Origin of the sequence: Mycobacterium sp. E342, assembly GCF_001667665.1 — a bacterium.
GTDB lineage: Bacteria > Actinomycetota > Actinomycetes > Mycobacteriales > Mycobacteriaceae > Mycobacterium.
The window spans coordinates 12862-30160 of record NZ_LZJM01000326.1 but is presented as its reverse complement, the minus strand read 5'-3'; the positions used below and the strand labels follow the sequence as shown (position 1 = coordinate 30160).

Here is a 17299-nt window from a genome sequence, read left to right as displayed (position 1 = left end):
GGTCACTGTGATTGCCCGCAGCCCGGGTACGTCACAGCAGCCCGGCCCCCCGCCCGGCCGCCGCACCGGCGACCCGTACGAGGAGATCTTGGAGCGAGTTGAACGTCTACATACCCATCCTGGTGCTCGGAGCGATCGCGGCGGCCTTCGCCGTGGGTTCGGTGGTGATCGCGAGCCTGGCCGGCCCGTCGCGCTACAACAAGTCGAAGATGGCGCCCTACGAATGCGGCATCGAGCCCACCGCAACGGCGGTCAGTGGCCCGCATGCCACGCCCGGCCAGCGGTTCCCGGTGAAGTATTACCTGACCGCAATGCTTTTTATCGTCTTCGACATCGAAATCGTGTTCTTGTATCCCTGGGCGGTCAGTTATGACGCGCTGGGAACGTTCGCGTTGGTCGAGATGGTGGTGTTCATGCTCACGGTTTTCGTGGCGTACGCCTATGTGTGGCGCCGCGGCGGCCTGACGTGGGATTGAGGTAGACGTGGGTCTCGAGGAACAGCTGCCCGGTGGGATTCTGCTGTCGACGGTCGAGAAGGTGGCCGGCTATGTCCGCAAGAACTCCTTGTGGCCGGCGACGTTCGGGCTGGCCTGCTGCGCCATCGAGATGATGGCAACCGCCGGGCCAAGATTCGACATCGCGCGGTTCGGCATGGAGCGGTTCTCGGCGACGCCGCGGCAGGCCGACCTGATGATCGTGGCCGGGCGGGTGAGCCAGAAGATGGCGCCGGTGCTGCGGCAGATCTACGACCAGATGGCCGAACCCAAGTGGGTGCTCGCCATGGGCGTCTGCGCCTCGTCCGGCGGCATGTTCAACAACTACGCGATCGTGCAGGGCGTGGACCACGTGGTCCCGGTGGACATCTACCTGCCCGGCTGCCCGCCCCGGCCGGAGATGTTGCTGTACGCAATCCTCAAGCTGCACGAGAAGATTCAAGAGATGCCGCTGGGCGTCAACCGGGAGACCGCCATCGCCGAAGCCGAGCAGGCGGCGCTGTCGGCCCGGCCCACGATCGAGATGCGCGGGCTGCTGCGATGAGCTCGCCGGACCACGACCCGAAGGAAGCGGCAACCGAAGGCGGGGGCCCGCCCCGCGCCGACGGCGAGGTGATCGGCGTGCGGCGCGGCATGTTCGGCATCTCCGATTCCGGCGACACCACCGGCTACGGACGGCTCGTGCGGCCGATCACCCTCCCGGGCAGCAGCCCCCGGCCCTACGGCGGCTACTTCGACGACGTGGTGGACCGGTTGGCCGGGGCGCTGCAGGGCAGCGGTGTCGAATTCTCCGACGCGGTAGAGAAAGTCGTGGTTTACCGCGACGAACTGACGCTGGACGTTCGCCGCGAGAAGCTGGTGGCCGTCGCCCAGCGCCTCCGCGACGAACCCGAGCTGCGGTTCGAGATGTGCCTGGGCGTGAGCGGGGTGCACTACCCCAACGAGACGGGGCGCGAACTGCACGCGGTGTACCCGCTGCAGTCGATCACCCACAACCGCCGCGTCCGGCTGGAAGTGGCTGTCCCGGAAGGTGATCCGCACATCCCGTCGCTGTTCAGCGTCTACCCGACGTGCGACTGGCACGAGCGCGAAACCTACGACTTCTTCGGCATCATCTTCGACGGACACCCGTCGCTGACCCGCATCGAGATGCCCGACGACTGGCATGGCCACCCGCAGCGCAAGGACTATCCTCTGGGCGGCATCCCGGTGGAGTACAAGGGAGCGCAGATACCCCCGCCCGACGAGCGGAGAGCGTACAACTGATGAGCACAATCACCGACTCGACGCACAACGGCGGCGCCTCGGAAGGGCCTGAGACCGTGTTGGTCGCCGGCGGCCAGGACTGGGACCAGATCGTCGACGCCGCCCGCAAAGCCGACCCCGGCGAGCGGATCGTCGTCAACATGGGTCCCCAGCACCCGTCCACCCACGGGGTGCTGCGGCTGATCCTCGAGATCGAGGGCGAAACGGTCACCGAGGTGCGCTGCGGAATCGGCTACCTGCACACCGGGATCGAGAAGAACCTGGAATATCGGTACTGGACCCAGGGCGTCACCTTCGTCACCCGAATGGATTACCTGTCACCGTTTTTCAACGAGACCGCGTACTGCCTGGGCGTGGAGAAACTGCTCGGCATCACCGACCAGATACCGGAGCGGGTCAACGTCATCCGGGTGATGATGATGGAGCTCAACCGGATCTCGTCGCATCTGGTCGCACTGGCCACCGGCGGCATGGAACTGGGCGCCATGACGCCGATGTTCGTCGGGTTCCGCGGCCGCGAGATCGTCCTGACCCTGTTCGAGAAGATCTCCGGGTTGCGGATGAACAGCGCCTACATCCGGCCGGGGGGCGTCGCGCAGGACCTGCCGCCGGGCGCGGAGAACGACATCGCCGAAGCCCTCGAGCCGCTGCGCGAGGTGTTGCGCGAAATGGGCGATCTGCTCAACGAAAACGCCATCTGGAAGGCCCGCACCCAGGACATCGGTTACCTCGATCTGACCGGCTGCATGGCGCTGGGCATCACCGGTCCCATCCTGCGCGCCACCGGGTTGCCCCACGATCTGCGCAAGAGCGAACCGTACTGCGGATATGAAAACTACGAATTCGACGTGATGACCGCCGACACGTGTGATGCTTACGGGCGCTACATGATTCGCGTCAACGAGATGTGGGAGTCGATCAAGATCGTCGAGCAGTGTCTGGACAAGCTGAAGCCGGGCCCGATCATGGTCTCCGACCGCAAGATCGCCTGGCCGGCCGACTTGAAGGTGGGCCCGGACGGCATGGGGAACTCGCCGGAACACATCGCCAAGATCATGGGCGGCTCGATGGAAGCCTTGATCCACCACTTCAAGCTGGTCACCGAGGGCATCAGGGTTCCCGCGGGCCAGGTGTACACCGCGGTGGAGTCGCCGCGCGGTGAGCTTGGCGTGCACATGGTGAGCGACGGCGGTACCCGCCCCTACCGGGTGCACTACCGCGACCCGTCGTTCACGAACCTGCAGTCCGTGGCCGCGATGTGCGAGGGCGGCATGGTGGCCGACCTGATCACCGCGGTCGCCAGCATCGACCCGGTCATGGGCGGGGTGGACCGGTGACCGGCCCGCAAGGCCAGCCGGTCTTCGTCCGGCTCGGGCCGCCGCCCGAGGAACCCAATGCGTTCGTCACCGAGGGTGCGCCGCAGACGTATTCGCCGGAGGTGCGGGCGCGGCTCGAGGTGGACGCCAAGGAGATCATGGGCCGCTACCCCAACAAGCGTTCGGCGCTGCTGCCGTTGCTGCACCTGGTGCAGGCCGAGGACTCCTACCTCACCCCGGCCGGGCTCGAATTCTGCGGCGAGCAGCTGGGTTTGACCGGCGCCGAGGTGTCCGCGGTGGCGAGCTTCTACACGATGTATCGCCGGGGACCCACCGGCGAATACCTGGTCGGGGTGTGCACCAACACGCTGTGCGCCGTCATGGGCGGCGACGCCATCTTCGACACCCTCAAGGAACACCTCGGTATCAGCAACGACGAGACCACCCCCGACGGCTCGGTCACCCTGCAACACATCGAGTGCAACGCCGCCTGCGATTACGCGCCGGTGGTGATGGTCAACTGGGAGTTCTTCGACAACCAGACGCCGGAGTCGGCGCGCGAACTCGTCGACTCGCTGCGCTCCGGGGAGCCCAAGCCGCCCACCCGCGGCGCCCCGCTGTGCGCCTTCCGCGAGACGTCGCGCATCCTGGCCGGCCTGCCCGACCAGCGCCCCGACCAGGGCCAGGGGGGCGCCGGTGAGGCCACCCTGGCGGGCCTGAAGGTCGCGAAGGAGCACGGCATGGCCGCCCCCACTCCCCCGGCGAGCCGGTCATGACCAGCTCACAGGCCACGCCGCTGACCCCGGTCATCAGCCGATTCTGGGACGACCCGCAGTCGTGGACGTTGGAGACCTACCGGCGCCACGACGGCTACGAGGCGATGAAGAAAGCGCTGGGCATGGCGCCCGACGACGTGATCGCCACCGTCAAGGACTCCGGGCTGCGGGGGCGCGGCGGCGCGGGCTTCTCAACCGGGACGAAGTGGTCGTTCATCCCGCAGGGTGACACCGGCGCGGCCGCCAAGCCGCACTACCTGGTGGTCAACGCCGACGAGTCGGAACCCGGTACGTGCAAAGACATTCCGCTGATGCTGGCGACGCCGCACGTCCTGATCGAGGGCGTCATCATCGCCGCCTATGCGATCCGGGCCAGCCACGCGTTCATCTACGTGCGCGGCGAAGTGTTGCCGGTGCTGCGCCGCCTGCAGAACGCGGTGGCCGAGGCCTACGCGGCCGGATACCTGGGCCGCGACATCAACGGCTCCGGCTTCGACCTGGAGCTGGTGGTGCACGCGGGCGCCGGCGCGTACATCTGCGGCGAGGAAACGGCGCTCCTCGATTCGCTGGAAGGCCGGCGCGGCCAGCCGCGGTTGCGGCCGCCGTTCCCCGCGGTGGCCGGGCTCTACGGCTGCCCGACGGTGATCAACAACGTCGAGACGATCGCCAGCGTGCCGTCCATCATCCTCAACGGCGTCGAGTGGTTCCGGTCGATGGGCAGCGAGAAATCCCCTGGCTTCACGCTGTATTCGCTGTCCGGGCACGTCGCCAGGCCCGGCCAGTACGAGGCCCCGCTGGGTATCACGCTGCGCGAGCTGCTGGCCTACGCCGGCGGGGTGCGGGCCGGGCACCGGCTCAAGTTCTGGACGCCCGGCGGGTCGTCCACCCCCCTGCTCACCGACGAGCACCTCGACGTTCCGCTGGACTACGAGGGTGTCGGCGGGGTCGGGTCGATGCTGGGCACCAAGGCGCTGGAGATCTTCGACGAGACCACCTGCGTGGTGCGCGCGGTGCAGCGCTGGACGTACTTCTACAAGCACGAATCGTGCGGCAAGTGCACGCCCTGCCGGGAGGGCACCTTCTGGCTGGATCAGATCTACGAGCGGCTGGAAAGCGGCAAGGGCACCAACGAGGACATCGACAAGCTGTTGGACATCTCGGATTCGATTCTGGGAAAGGCGTTCTGCGCGTTGGGAGACGGGGCCGCCAGCCCGGTGATGTCGTCGATCAAGTACTTCCGCGACGAATACGTGGCTCACGTCGAAGACGGTGGGTGCCCGTTCGATCCCCGAGACTCCATGCTCACGCCGAACGGAAAGGCATGACGTGACTCAGGCGGCCAAAACCGAGACCGGCGACGAGGTCCGTCCGCCGGACATGGTCACGCTGACCATCGACGGCAACGAGATCAGCGTGCCCAAGGGCACTTTGGTGATCCGCGCGGCCGAGTTGATGGGGATCCAGATCCCCCGGTTCTGCGACCACCCACTGCTCGAGCCGGTCGGCGCGTGCCGGCAGTGCCTGGTTGAGGTCGAAGGACAGCGCAAGCCGATGGCGTCGTGCACCACCGTCGCCACCGACGACATGGTCGTGCGGACCCAGCTCACGTCGGAGGCCGCCGACAAGGCCCAGCACGGCGTGATGGAGCTGTTGCTCATCAACCACCCGCTGGACTGCCCGATGTGCGACAAGGGCGGCGAGTGCCCGCTGCAGAACCAGGCGATGTCCAACGGCCGTGCCGATTCTCGCTTCACCGATGTCAAGCGCACCTTCGCCAAGCCGATCAACATCTCCGCCCAGGTGCTGCTGGATCGTGAGCGCTGCATCCTGTGCGCCCGCTGCACGCGATTCTCCGAGCAGATCGCCGGGGACATTTTCATCGACATGCAGGAGCGCGGCGCCCTGCAACAGGTCGGCATCTACGCCAATGAGCCGTTCGACTCGTACTTCTCCGGCAACACCGTGCAGATCTGCCCGGTCGGCGCGCTGACCGGAACCGCCTACCGTTTCCGGGCCCGGCCTTTCGACCTGGTGTCCAGCCCCAGCGTCTGCGAGCACTGCGCGTCGGGGTGCGCGCAGCGCACCGACCACCGCCGCGGCAAGGTGCTGCGCCGGCTGGCCGGCGACGACCCCCAGGTCAACGAGGAGTGGAACTGCGACAAGGGCCGGTGGGCGTTCACCTACGCGACGCAGCCGGACGTCATCACCACTCCCCTGATCCGCGACCCCGACGGTTCGCTGGTGCCCGCCTCGTGGTCGCACGCGATGGCGACGGCGATCCGGGGTCTCGAGGCCGCCCGCGGCCGCACGGGTGTGCTGGTCGGCGGCCGCGCCACCCTGGAAGACGCCTACGCCTACTCGAAGTTCGCGCGAATCGTGTTGGACAGCAACGACATCGACTTCCGCGCCCGCCCGCACTCGGCCGAAGAGGCCGATTTCCTGGCCTCGCGGATCGCCGGCCGGCGCGAGGTCGGCTACGCGGATCTGGAGTCGGCGCCGGTGGTGCTGCTCGTCGGCTTCGAACCGGAAGACGAGTCGCCCATCGTGTTCCTGCGGCTGCGCAAGGCCGCGCGCAAGCACGGGCTACCGGTGTACGCGGTCGCGCCGTTCGCCACCCGGGCGCTGGAGAAGATGTCCGGACGGCTCATCGCCACCGCCCCCGGGGCCGAGGCGGCCGCGCTGGACGGGCTGGCCACCGGCGAGGTGGCAGACCTGCTGTCCACCGCCGGCGCCGTGATCATGGTCGGCGAACGGCTGGCCACGGTGCCCGGCGGGCTGTCCGCCGCCGCCCGACTGGCCGACGCCACCGGGGCGCGGCTGGCGTGGGTGCCGCGCCGGGCCGGCGAGCGCGGCGCGCTCGAGGCGGGCGCGCTGCCCGCGCTGCTGCCGGGCGGCCGCCCGCTCGACGACGAGACCGCCCGCGCGCAGATCGCCGCGGCGTGGCACGTGTCCGAACTGCCCTCCGGCGCCGGGCGGGACGTGGACGGCATCCTGGCCGCCGCGGCCGACGGCACGCTGGGCGCCCTGCTGGTCGGCGGTGTCGAACCCGACGACTTCGCGGACCCCGAAGCCGTGCTGGCCGCGCTCGATGCGGCGGGCTTCGTGGTCAGCCTGGAGCTGCGGCAGAGCGCCGTGACCGAGCGCGCCGACGTGGTGTTCCCGGTCGCGCCGACGACGCAGAAGGCGGGGGCCTTCGTCAACTGGGAGGGCCGCTACCGCCCGTTCGGGCCCGCGCTGCACGGCAGCACCCAGCAGGCCGGCCAATCCGACCATCAGGTGCTCGACGCGCTGGCCGACGAGATGGGCGTCTACCTGGGGCTGTCGACCGCCGAAGCGGCCCGCGCCGAACTGTCCTCGCTGGGCACCTGGGACGGCGATTGGGCCGCCGGGCCCGCGGTCGCTACCCCGCAGCCGGCCCAGCCGGGTGCTGGGGAGGCGGTGCTGGCCGGCTGGCGGATGCTGCTGGACAACGGCCGGATGCAGGACGGCGAGCCGCACCTGGCCGGAACCGCGCGCAAGCCCGTGGTGCGGCTGTCACCCGGCACGGCGGCCGAGATCGGTGCCGCCGACGGCGACGCGGTCACCGTCAGCACCCCGCGCGGATCGATCAGCCTGCCGCTGGTCGTCACCGACATGCCCGACCGGGTGGTGTGGCTTCCGCTGAACTCGCCGGGTTCGGCCGTGCACCGGCGGCTGGGCGTAACGCTGGGCAGCACAGTGCAAATCGGAGTCGCCTCATGACCGGTCTGACCGCCTTCGGACACGACACCTGGTGGCTGGTGCTGGGCAAGGCGCTCGCCATCTTCGTGTTCCTCATGCTCAACGTGCTGGTCGCGATCCTGCTCGAACGGAAGATCCTCGGCTGGATGCAGCGGCGGCCCGGGCCCAACCGGGCGGGACCGTGGGGCACGCTGCAGAGCCTGGCCGACGGGATCAAGTTGGCGCTCAAGGAGACCATCACCCCTGGCGGCGTCGACAAGTTCGTCTACTTCGCGGCCCCGGTGATCTCCACCATTCCCGCGTTCACCGCCTTCGCCTTCATCCCGTTCGGCCCGGTGGTGTCGGTGTTCGGCCACCGCACACCGCTTCAGCTCACCGACCTCCCGGTCGCGGTCCTGTTCATCCTCGGGCTCTCGGCGATCGGGGTGTACGGCATCGTGCTCGGCGGCTGGGCGTCCGGGTCCACCTACCCGCTGCTGGGCGGCGTCCGCTCCACCGCACAGGTCATCTCCTACGAGGTGGCGATGGGGCTGTCGTTCGCGGCGGTGTTCCTCTACGCCGGCACCATGTCGACGTCGCAGATCGTCGCCGCCCAGGACCGGGTCTGGTACGTGTTCCTGCTGCTGCCGTCGTTCGTGATCTACCTGATCTCGATGGTGGGCGAAACGAACCGCGCGCCATTCGATTTGCCCGAGGCCGAGGGCGAGCTGGTCGCGGGATTCCACACCGAGTACTCGTCGCTGAAGTTCGCGATGTTCATGCTGGCCGAGTACGTCAACATGATGACGGTCTCGTCACTGGCGACGGCCCTGTTCTTCGGCGGCTGGCACGCGCCCTGGCCGATCAACATGTGGGCGGGCGCCAACACCGGGTGGTGGCCGGTGTTGTGGTTCACCGCCAAGATGTGGACCTTCCTGTTCATCTACTTCTGGTTGCGCGCCAGCCTGCCGCGGCTGCGCTACGACCAGTTCATGGCGCTGGGCTGGAAGCTGCTGATCCCGGCCTCGCTGGTCTGGGTGTTGATCGCGGCGGTGATCCGCACGCTGCAGAACCAGGGCTATGCGCACTGGACCCCGGTGCTGGTGGTCAGCAGCCTCGTGTTCGCCACGGCGCTGGTGCTGTTGCTGCGAAAACCGTTCGCCACGCCCGGCATTCGCGCTCTAGAGCGCCAGCTCCGCCGCCAGGCCAAGCAGCTTCCGGCCGGACAGACCTCCACCCCGGTATTCCCGACACCGCCGCTGCCGATGAAGTCCCTGGCTGCCGCGAGTAAGGAGAAAGCACGTGGCTAAGTTTTTGGACGCCGTGGCCGGATTCGGCGTGACGTTCGGATCGATGTTCAAAAAGAACGTCACCGAGGAGTATCCGGAAAAGCCGGGCCCTGTCGCGCCGCGCTACCACGGCCGCCACCAGCTCAACCGCTACCCGGACGGCCTGGAGAAATGCATCGGGTGCGAGCTGTGCGCCTGGGCCTGCCCGGCCGACGCGATCTACGTCGAGGGCGCGGACAACACCGAGGACCTGCGGTACTCGCCGGGTGAACGCTACGGCCGCGTCTATCAGATCAACTACCTGCGCTGCATCGGCTGCGGCCTGTGCATCGAGGCCTGCCCGACGCGGGCGCTGACGATGACCAACGACTACGAGCTGGCCGACGACAACCGCGCCGACCTGATCTACGAGAAGGACCGGCTGCTAGCGCCCCTGCTGCCCGGGATGACCGCGCCGCCGCACCCCCGGACACCCGGCGCCACCGACAAGGATTACTACCTGGGCAATGTCACTGCCGACGGCCTGCGGGAGGGTCAGAAGGCCGGAGACTCCCGGTGACCGGGGCGACGGGCCAGCTCCTGGCGGCAAACCTGGCTTCCGACACCATCGTCCGCACCTCCACCGGTGAAGCGGTGGCGTTCTGGGTGCTGGGCGCGCTGGCGCTGATCGGCGCGGTCGGGGTGGTGCTGGCGGTCAACGCCGTGTACTCGGCCATGTTCCTGGCGATGACGATGATCATCCTCGCGGTGTTCTACATGATCCAGGACGCGCTGTTCCTGGGCGTCGTCCAAGTCGTGGTCTACACCGGCGCGGTGATGATGCTGTTCTTGTTCGTGCTGATGCTGATCGGCGTGGACTCCGCGGAATCCCTGAAGGAGACGCTGCACGGGCAGCGCATCGCCGCGGTGCTCGCCGGTGTCGGGTTCGGCATCCTGCTGATCGCCGCCATCGGCACCGCCGCGACCGGCGGCTTCGCGGGACTGACCACCGCCAACGCCAACGGCAACGTGGAAGGCCTTGCGGCGCTCATCTTCTCCCGCTACGTCTGGGCGTTCGAGCTCACCAGCGCCCTGCTGATCACCGCGGCCATCGGGGCGATGGTGCTGGCGCACCGCGAGCGCTTCGAGCGCCGCAAGACGCAACGGGAGCTCGCGCAGGAGCGGTTCCAGCCGGGCGGACACCCGACCCCGATGCCCAGCCCCGGTGTCTACGCGCGTCACAACGCCGTCGACGTGGCCGCGCTGCTGCCGGACGGCTCGTATTCGGAGCTGTCGGTGCCGGCGATCCTGCACAGCCGCGGCGCCGACGGCAAGGCGACCCCCTCCCGTCAGGCGAGCCCGAGTCTGTCACAAGGCGGTGCGTCATGAATCCGGCCAATTACCTTTACCTTTCGGCCCTGCTCTTCACCATCGGGGCCTCCGGTGTGCTGCTGCGGCGCAACGCCATCGTGATGTTCATGTGCGTGGAGCTGATGTTGAACGCGGTCAACCTGGCATTCGTCACGTTCGCGCGGATGCACGGGCACCTGGACGGGCAGATGATCGCGTTCTTCACGATGGTGGTGGCCGCGTGCGAGGTCGTCGTCGGCCTGGCGATCATCATGACGATTTTCCGTGCTCGCAAATCGGCCTCCGTCGACGACGCGAACCTACTCAAAGGCTGACATCGCCAATATGGGGCCAACATGACTCACTACACCTGGCTGCTGGTGGCCCTGCCGCTGGCGGGTGCCGCGATACTGCTGTTCGGCGGGCGACGCACCGATCCGTGGGGCCACTGGCTGGGTTGCGCCGCCGCGCTGGCGGCGTTCGGCGTGGGCCTGAGACTGCTGAACGAGTTGCTCGGCCGCACCGCGGAGGACCGGGTCATCCACCAGACGGTGTTCACCTGGATCCCCGTCGGCCAGCTGCAGGTCGACCTCGGCCTGCAGATCGACCAGCTGTCGGTGTGTTTCGTGCTGCTGATCTCCGGGGTCGGGTCGCTGATCCACATCTATTCGGTCGCCTACATGGCCGAAGACCCGGACCGCCGACGGTTTTTCGGCTACCTCAACCTGTTTCTGGCCTCGATGCTGCTGCTGGTGGTCGCCGACAACTACGTGGTGCTCTACGTCGGGTGGGAAGGCGTCGGCCTGGCCTCCTACCTGCTGATCGGGTTCTGGTATCACAAGCCCACGGCGGCCACGGCGGCCAAGAAGGCGTTCGTGATGAACCGCGTCGGGGACGCGGGACTCGCCCTGGGAATGTTCTTGATGTTCAGCACCTTCGGGACGCTCTCCTACGCCGGGGTGTTCGCCGGGGCGCCCGCCGCCGGCCGGGGCGCGCTGACGGCCATGGGGTTGCTGCTGCTGCTGGGTGCGTGCGCCAAGTCCGCGCAGGTCCCGCTGCAGGCCTGGTTGGGTGACGCCATGGAGGGCCCCACCCCGGTGTCCGCGCTGATCCACGCCGCCACCATGGTGACCGCCGGCGTGTACCTCATCGTGCGGTCCAACCCGCTCTACAACCTGGCTCCCGACGCGCAGACCGCCGTGGTCGTCGTCGGTGCCGTCACGTTGCTGCTCGGCGCGTTCATCGGCTGCGCCAAGGACGACATCAAGCGCGCGCTGGCGGCGTCGACGATGAGCCAGATCGGTTACATGGTGCTGGCCGCCGGCCTGGGCCCGGCGGGCTACGCGTTCGCGATCATGCACCTGCTCACCCACGGCTTCTTCAAGGCCGGCCTGTTCCTCGGCTCCGGCGCCGTGATCCACGCGATGCACGAGGAACAGGACATGCGCCGCTACGGCGGTCTGCGCGCCGCGCTCCCGATCACCTTCGCCACCTTCGGCCTGGGGTATCTCGCCATCATCGGCGTGCCGCCGTTCGCGGGCTTCTTCTCCAAGGACGCCATCATCGAGGCCGCGCTGGGCGCGGGCGACATCCGCGGCTACGTGCTGGGCGGGGCCGCGCTGCTGGGCGCGGGTGTCACCGCGTTCTACATGACGCGCGTGATGCTGATGACCTTCTTCGGCCAAAAGCGTTGGGCGCCGGGCACGCACCCCCACGAGGCGCCCAGCCTGATGACCTGGCCGATGATCCTGCTCGCCTTCGGCTCGGTGTTCTCCGGTGGGCTGCTGGCGTGGGGCGGCACCCTGCAGCGCTGGCTCGAGCCCGTCGTCGGGAAACACGAAGAGGTGACGCATGCGTTTCCCGCCTGGGTGAGCACCGCCCTGGCGCTGGGCGTCGTCGCCATCGGGATCGCGGTCGCCTACCGGCTGTACGCCACCGCGGAGATCCCGAGGGTGGCCCCGCTTTCGGTGTCACCGGTGACGACGGCCGCCCGCAGGGACTTCTACGGCGACGCCTTCAACGAGGAGGTGTTCATGCGCCCCGGCGCCGAGCTGACCCAAGCGCTCGTCGACGTCGACAACGCGGGCGTGGACGGCTCGGTCAACGCGCTGGCCGCGCTGGTGAGCCGCACTTCGAATCGCTTGCGGGGGCTGCAAACCGGCTTCGCCCGCAACTACGCATTGTCGATGCTGACGGGCGCGGTCCTGGTGGTCGCGCTGATCCTGGCGGTGAAACTGTGGTGAATAGCATTCCCTGGCTGAGCATCCTGTGGCTGGTGCCGCTGGCCGGCTCGGTGCTCGTCATCCTGCTGCCGCCCGGGCTGCGCGGGCTCGCCAAGTGGACGGGCCTGGTCTTCGGCGTCGCGACGCTGGCGATCGCGGTCGTCGTCACCCTCGGCTTCAAGACCGGCGGCAGCACTTACCAGTTCGTCGAAAGCCATTCCTGGATACCGGCCTTCGGCGCCACCTACTCCCTCGGCGTGGACGGCATCGCGGTGGTCCTGGTGCTGCTGACCGCCGTGCTGATCCCGGTGCTGCAGGTGGCCGGCTGGAACGACGGCGGCGAAGAACGCAACCGCGGTGTGCACGCCTACGTCGCGCTGACGCTGGCCATCGAGTCGATGGTGCTGGTCTCGGTGGTCGCGCTGGACGTGCTGCTGTTCTACGTGTTCTTCGAGGCCATGCTCATCCCGATGTACTTCCTGATCGGCGGCTTCGGCGGCGGGACGGGCAGGTCACGCGCCGCGGTGAAGTTCCTGCTGTACAACCTGTTCGGCGGGCTGATCATGCTGGCCGCGGTGATCGGGCTCTACGTGGTCACCGCCCAGCACGGTTCGGGGACGTTCGACTTCCGCGAGATCGTCGCCGGCGTCGCCTCCGGTCGCTACGGCGCCGACTCCGCGGTGTTCAAGGCGCTGTTCTTGGGCTTCATGTTCGCGTTCGCGATCAAGGCGCCGCTGTGGCCGTTCCACCGCTGGCTGCCCGACGCCGCGGTGGAGGCCACCCCGGCGACCGCGGTGCTGATGATGGCGGTGATGGACAAGGTCGGCACCTTCGGCATGCTGCGCTACTGCCTGCAGCTCTTCCCCGGTGCCTCGACGTATTTCCGCCCCCTGATCGTGGTGCTGGCCGTGATCGGCGTCATCTACGGGGCGATCGTGGCGATCGGGCAGACCGACATCATGCGGCTGATCGCCTACACCTCGATCTCCCACTTCGGGTTCATCATCCTGGGTATCTTCGTGATGACGAGCCAGGGCCAGAGCGGGTCGACGCTGTACATGCTCAACCACGGCCTGTCCACGGCCGCGGTGTTCCTGATCGCGGGATTCCTGATATCCCGGCACGGCAGCCGGGCGATCGCCGATTACGGCGGCGTGCAGAAGGTGGCGCCCATCCTGGCGGGAACGTTCCTCGTCTCGGCCATGGCCACCCTGTCGCTGCCCGGCCTGGCGCCGTTCATCAGCGAATTCCTGGTCCTGCTGGGCACTTTCAACCGGTACTGGCTGGCCGCCGCGTTCGGTGTCACCGCGCTGGTGCTGTCCGCCATCTACATGCTGTGGCTCTACCAGCGCGTGATGACCGGACCGGTGGCGATCGGCAACGAGAAGATCGGTGACCTGCGGGCCCGCGAATTGCTGGTGGTCGCACCGTTGATCGCGCTGTTGCTCGTTCTCGGCGTCTACCCCAAGCCGGTGCTGGACATCATCAACCCCGCCGTCGAGAACACCATGACCACCATCGGTCAGCACGATCCCGCGCCGAGCGTGCCGGCAGTCAACCGCGTACCCCGGACAGCCGAAGGACCGCGCCCATGACCCTTCCCGCCCCCAGCATCGAGTACTTCCTGCTCTGCCCGACGCTCATCGTCTTCGGCGTCGCGGTCGTCGGTGTCCTCGCGGAAGCGTTCCTGCCCAGGCGAATTCGCTATGTCGCCCAGGTGACGCTCGCCCTGGCCGGTCTCGTCGCGGCATTCGTGGCGACCGTGGAAGTGGCCGAGTCGCTGCCGGCGTCCGGCCGCGCGGCGGTGCTGGGCGCGATGGCCATCGACCGGCCGACCCTGTACCTGCAGGGCACCGTGCTGCTGGTCGCGGTGCTGGCCGTCATCTTCATGGCCGAACGCACGCAGACCAAGGCGCAGAGCAAGGTCGCCGCGGGAGTCGGCGCCGCCGGATCGGCCGGCCTGGACTCCTTCACCCCGCAGGCGTCCGCGGTTCCCGGCAGCGACGCCGAGCGTGACGCCGAGCGGGCCGGGGCCGCGCAGACGGAGCTGTTCCCCCTGGCCATGCTGTCGGTCGGCGGCATGATGGTCTTCCCCGCCTCCAACGACCTGCTGACGATGTTCGTTGCGCTCGAGGTCCTTTCGCTGCCGCTGTACCTGATGTGCGGCCTGGCCCGGCATCGGCGGCTGCTGTCGCAGGAAGCGGCGATGAAGTACTTCCTGCTCGGCGCGTTCTCCTCGGCGTTCTTCCTGTACGGCGTGGCGCTGCTGTACGGCGCGACCGGCACGCTGCTGCTGACCGGAATCCGCGACGCGCTGGTGGCGCACGGGGACACCTCGATGGCGCTGGTGGGCGTGGCGTTGCTGTCGGTCGGCCTGCTGTTCAAAGTGGGTGCGGTCCCGTTCCATTCGTGGATCCCGGACGTCTACCAGGGCGCCCCCACCCCCATTACCGGGTTCATGGCCGCGGCCACCAAGGTCGCCGCCTTCGGCGCGCTGCTGCGGGTGGTCTATGTCGCGCTGCCGCCCCTGCACGATCAATGGCGGCCGGTGCTGTGGACCATCTCGATTCTGACCATGGCGGTGGGCACCATCACCGCGGTGAACCAGACCGACGTCAAGCGCATGCTGGCGTACTCGTCGGTCGCCCACGTCGGGTTCATCCTCACCGGCGTCATCGCCGACAACCAGGCGGGCCTGTCGTCCACGCTGTTCTACCTGCTCGCCTACAGCTTCAGCACCGTCGGCGCGTTCGCCATCGTGAGCCTGATCCGCGATGCCGACGGCGTCGAGGACGCCACGCTGTCCCATTGGGCGGGTCTCGGGCAGCGTTCACCCATTGTGGGCGTGATGTTTTCGATGTTCCTGCTGGCGTTCGCCGGCATCCCGCTGACGAGCGGTTTCGTCAGCAAGCTCGCCGTGTTCAAGGCCGCGGCCCAGGGCGGCGCAGCGCCCCTGGTGATCATCGGTGTGGTCGCCAGCGGGATCGCCGCCTACTTCTACGTGCGGGTGATCGTGTCGATGTTCTTCACCGAGGCGACCGACGACACCCCCCACGTGGTGGCGCCCGGCATTCTGAGCAAGGCCGCGATCGCGGTGTGCGCCCTGATCACAGTGCTTTTGGGCATTTTCCCGCAGCCGCTGCTCGACCTGGCCGACCACGCCGCCCAGCTGCTGCACTGACATCAGCTCAGGAACGGGCGCACGGCCAGCACGTAGACGGCCAGCGCCACCAGCGGCGCGACCAACGGTAACCACGGCAACTGCAGCGGGAAGGACGCCGCGACCCACCCCGTGACCGTGAAACCGGCGGCCCCAACGACGGTCGGCACGCTCCCCAGCACCGCCCCGGCCCCGGCGCCGGCCGCATGCCGGCAGACCAGGTACGCGGCGGCGCACAGCCCGGAGAGCGCGACGAACACGACCGGCGGTTCGGACGCCACGATGGTGATCACCGACAGCGATACGGCAAGCGTCGCCGCGGGGCGAAACACCGTTCCCGCCACCACCGCGCCCAGCGCCGCCGCCCAACCGGCCACCGCGGGTTCGTGCGAGCCGTCGGCGGCCAGGCCCACCATCAGCAGCCCGAACGCGAAGGAGAACACCGGGGCCCAGAGCCGCGGCAGTGTCGCCCCGCGGTCGCTAGCCACGCAGCCGCCCCCGCACCCGCCGGCGGCGGTCCGGCAGCACACCCATGGACTGCTCCAGCCCGCTGCCCCCTTGCCACGACACGATGTCGACGCCGACGGTGGCCATGTCGCGATACATGGCGGAGCGCTGCAGCGACCACATCCGGTCCACCAGCGGATCCTGGCGGGCCTCGAATGGCGAGCTGTCGAGGACGTCGACGGCGATGACGACGTGGCCGCGCCTGCGCAGATCGATCAACGCGAGCGCGAACTCGGTGTCGAGCAACGTGGAGAACGCGATGACGATCGCACCAGCGGGCATCGCCGCCCGAGGCGCCAAAGTCCCCGTCGTGCCCTCGAATCGATCGCCGGCAGCGAGCACCGTGTCGAGCACGCGATAGAACTGGCGCTGCCCGATGTCGGCGCCCAGCCAGCGCGGGTGGTTGCCGCCGAGGGCGACGATCCCGGCGCGGTCGCCGTGCCGCAACGCGGTCTGCACGACCTGCGCGGCACCGCGGACGACGCGCTCGGTGGCCTCGGTCGCCGGACCCGCCGGTTGCCGATACGTGTCGATCAGCACCACCACGTCGGCGGCGCGGTCGGTGAGGCGCTGCGTGACGTGCAACTGGCCGCGACGCGCGCTCACCGGCCAATTCACCGCGCGCAGTTGGTCTCCGGGCACGTAGGCACGAATGTCGGCGTACTCGACGCCGGGGCCGACATGCCGGGTGAGGTGGGCGCCCAGCCGGTCGAGCAGCTCGGTCTGCGGGATGGGCGTCGACTGCGGGGGCGTCAGGGGAAACACGATGACCTCGGCGGCGTCCACCGTGGCGGTCCCCGACAGCAGCCCACCGCGCGCGAGCGCGTCCACCCGGGCCCGGATGAAGTACCGGCCCCACCGCTGCGCCGTGGCCACAACCGTTTTGGCGTGCGATGACGCCGGGCCCGGGATTTCGAGCTGCATCCCCTCGACGGCCGGAACCGTGACCTCGACCGCCGAAAACCCGGTTGCGTCGCCCTCTTCCGTCGTCCAGAGGCGCAGCCGTGCCCGGTCGTTCTCGAAGCACCGCTGCGCACCGGGATCGCCGTGTACGCGAATGGTCGGCACCGGGCGTTGCCAGCTGATCGAGCAGAGCACGCCGAGCAGGGGGGCAGCGAAGGCGATCAACTGCCATCGCGCGGTGATCACCGCGACCGCCAGCGCCAAGCCCGCGCAGGTCGCGACGGCCCGCGTCAAGTTCGATGCGCGCCAGCGGAATTCGGCCTCACGTCCGGTCACAC

The 17299-nt window shown here is 68.7% G+C and carries 16 protein-coding genes; 14 read left to right on the top strand and 2 right to left on the bottom strand.

Features of this window, described 5'->3' with window-relative positions; genetic code table 11:
• Positions 1-98 precede the first annotated feature (98 nt).
• The 14 genes from A5692_RS26665 to nuoN are packed head-to-tail and all read left to right on the top strand — an operon-like array spanning position 99 to position 15572.
• Complete coding sequence (locus A5692_RS26665) at positions 99-476, top strand: NADH-quinone oxidoreductase subunit A (RefSeq protein WP_068062299.1); 378 nt, start codon at positions 99-101, stop codon at positions 474-476.
• Positions 477-483: 7 nt separating this feature from the next.
• Complete coding sequence (locus A5692_RS26660) at positions 484-1038, top strand: NADH-quinone oxidoreductase subunit B family protein (protein WP_066989771.1); 555 nt, start codon at positions 484-486, stop codon at positions 1036-1038.
• The gene (locus A5692_RS26655; RefSeq protein ID WP_068062296.1) at positions 1035-1760 is read left to right on the top strand and encodes an NADH-quinone oxidoreductase subunit C; all 726 of its coding nucleotides are present in this window, start codon (positions 1035-1037) and stop codon (positions 1758-1760) included. Before A5692_RS26660 ends, A5692_RS26655 begins: the two co-directional genes overlap by 4 nt.
• The gene (gene nuoD / locus A5692_RS26650; RefSeq protein ID WP_068062293.1) at positions 1760-3097 is read left to right on the top strand and encodes an NADH dehydrogenase (quinone) subunit D; all 1338 of its coding nucleotides are present in this window, start codon (positions 1760-1762) and stop codon (positions 3095-3097) included. The genes A5692_RS26655 and nuoD overlap by 1 nt, the downstream gene beginning before the upstream one ends.
• A complete protein-coding gene (gene nuoE / locus A5692_RS26645; protein WP_068062290.1) occupies positions 3094-3852 on the top strand; it encodes an NADH-quinone oxidoreductase subunit NuoE in 759 nt (252 codons plus the stop codon). The genes nuoD and nuoE overlap by 4 nt, the downstream gene beginning before the upstream one ends.
• Positions 3849-5177: an NADH-quinone oxidoreductase subunit NuoF gene (gene nuoF / locus A5692_RS26640; protein WP_068062286.1), complete on the top strand. Its 1329-nt coding sequence runs from the start codon at positions 3849-3851 to the stop codon at positions 5175-5177. Before nuoE ends, nuoF begins: the two co-directional genes overlap by 4 nt.
• Before the next feature lies 1 nt (position 5178).
• A complete protein-coding gene (locus A5692_RS26635; RefSeq protein ID WP_068062283.1) occupies positions 5179-7593 on the top strand; it encodes an NADH-quinone oxidoreductase subunit G in 2415 nt (804 codons plus the stop codon).
• 5 nt (positions 7594-7598) lie between these two features.
• Positions 7599-8861 (top strand): NADH-quinone oxidoreductase subunit NuoH, encoded by a 1263-nt coding sequence (gene nuoH / locus A5692_RS26630; RefSeq protein WP_068062348.1) that lies wholly within the window; start codon positions 7599-7601, stop codon positions 8859-8861.
• Entirely contained in the window at positions 8854-9399 is a 546-nt protein-coding gene (gene nuoI / locus A5692_RS26625; protein WP_068062280.1) for an NADH-quinone oxidoreductase subunit NuoI, read from the top strand. The genes nuoH and nuoI overlap by 8 nt, the downstream gene beginning before the upstream one ends.
• A 20-nt stretch (positions 9400-9419) precedes the next feature.
• The gene (locus tag A5692_RS26620; protein WP_068062344.1) at positions 9420-10208 is read left to right on the top strand and encodes an NADH-quinone oxidoreductase subunit J; all 789 of its coding nucleotides are present in this window, start codon (positions 9420-9422) and stop codon (positions 10206-10208) included.
• Entirely contained in the window at positions 10205-10504 is a 300-nt protein-coding gene (nuoK, locus tag A5692_RS26615) for an NADH-quinone oxidoreductase subunit NuoK (RefSeq protein ID WP_007168303.1), read from the top strand. Before A5692_RS26620 ends, nuoK begins: the two co-directional genes overlap by 4 nt.
• 21 nt (positions 10505-10525) lie before the next feature.
• Complete coding sequence (gene nuoL / locus A5692_RS26610) at positions 10526-12412, top strand: NADH-quinone oxidoreductase subunit L (protein WP_068062278.1); 1887 nt, start codon at positions 10526-10528, stop codon at positions 12410-12412.
• Positions 12409-13986, top strand: coding sequence for an NADH-quinone oxidoreductase subunit M (locus A5692_RS26605; RefSeq protein ID WP_068062346.1), 1578 nt, complete (start codon positions 12409-12411; stop codon positions 13984-13986). The genes nuoL and A5692_RS26605 overlap by 4 nt, the downstream gene beginning before the upstream one ends.
• Positions 13983-15572, top strand: a complete 1590-nt coding sequence (nuoN, locus tag A5692_RS26600; RefSeq protein ID WP_068062276.1) for an NADH-quinone oxidoreductase subunit NuoN — start codon at positions 13983-13985, stop codon at positions 15570-15572. The genes A5692_RS26605 and nuoN overlap by 4 nt, the downstream gene beginning before the upstream one ends.
• Before the next feature lie 2 nt (positions 15573-15574).
• On the opposite strand, the gene A5692_RS26595 is transcribed toward nuoN, so the two are convergent.
• The gene (locus A5692_RS26595; RefSeq protein WP_231984476.1) at positions 15575-15967 is read right to left on the bottom strand and encodes a hypothetical protein; all 393 of its coding nucleotides are present in this window, start codon (positions 15965-15967) and stop codon (positions 15575-15577) included.
• Positions 15968-16031: 64 nt separating this feature from the next.
• Positions 16032-17297 carry a DUF58 domain-containing protein gene (locus A5692_RS26590; RefSeq protein ID WP_068062274.1) on the bottom strand — a complete coding sequence of 422 codons (1266 nt, stop codon included), beginning with the start codon at positions 17295-17297 and terminating at the stop codon, positions 16032-16034.
• Positions 17298-17299 lie beyond the last annotated feature (2 nt).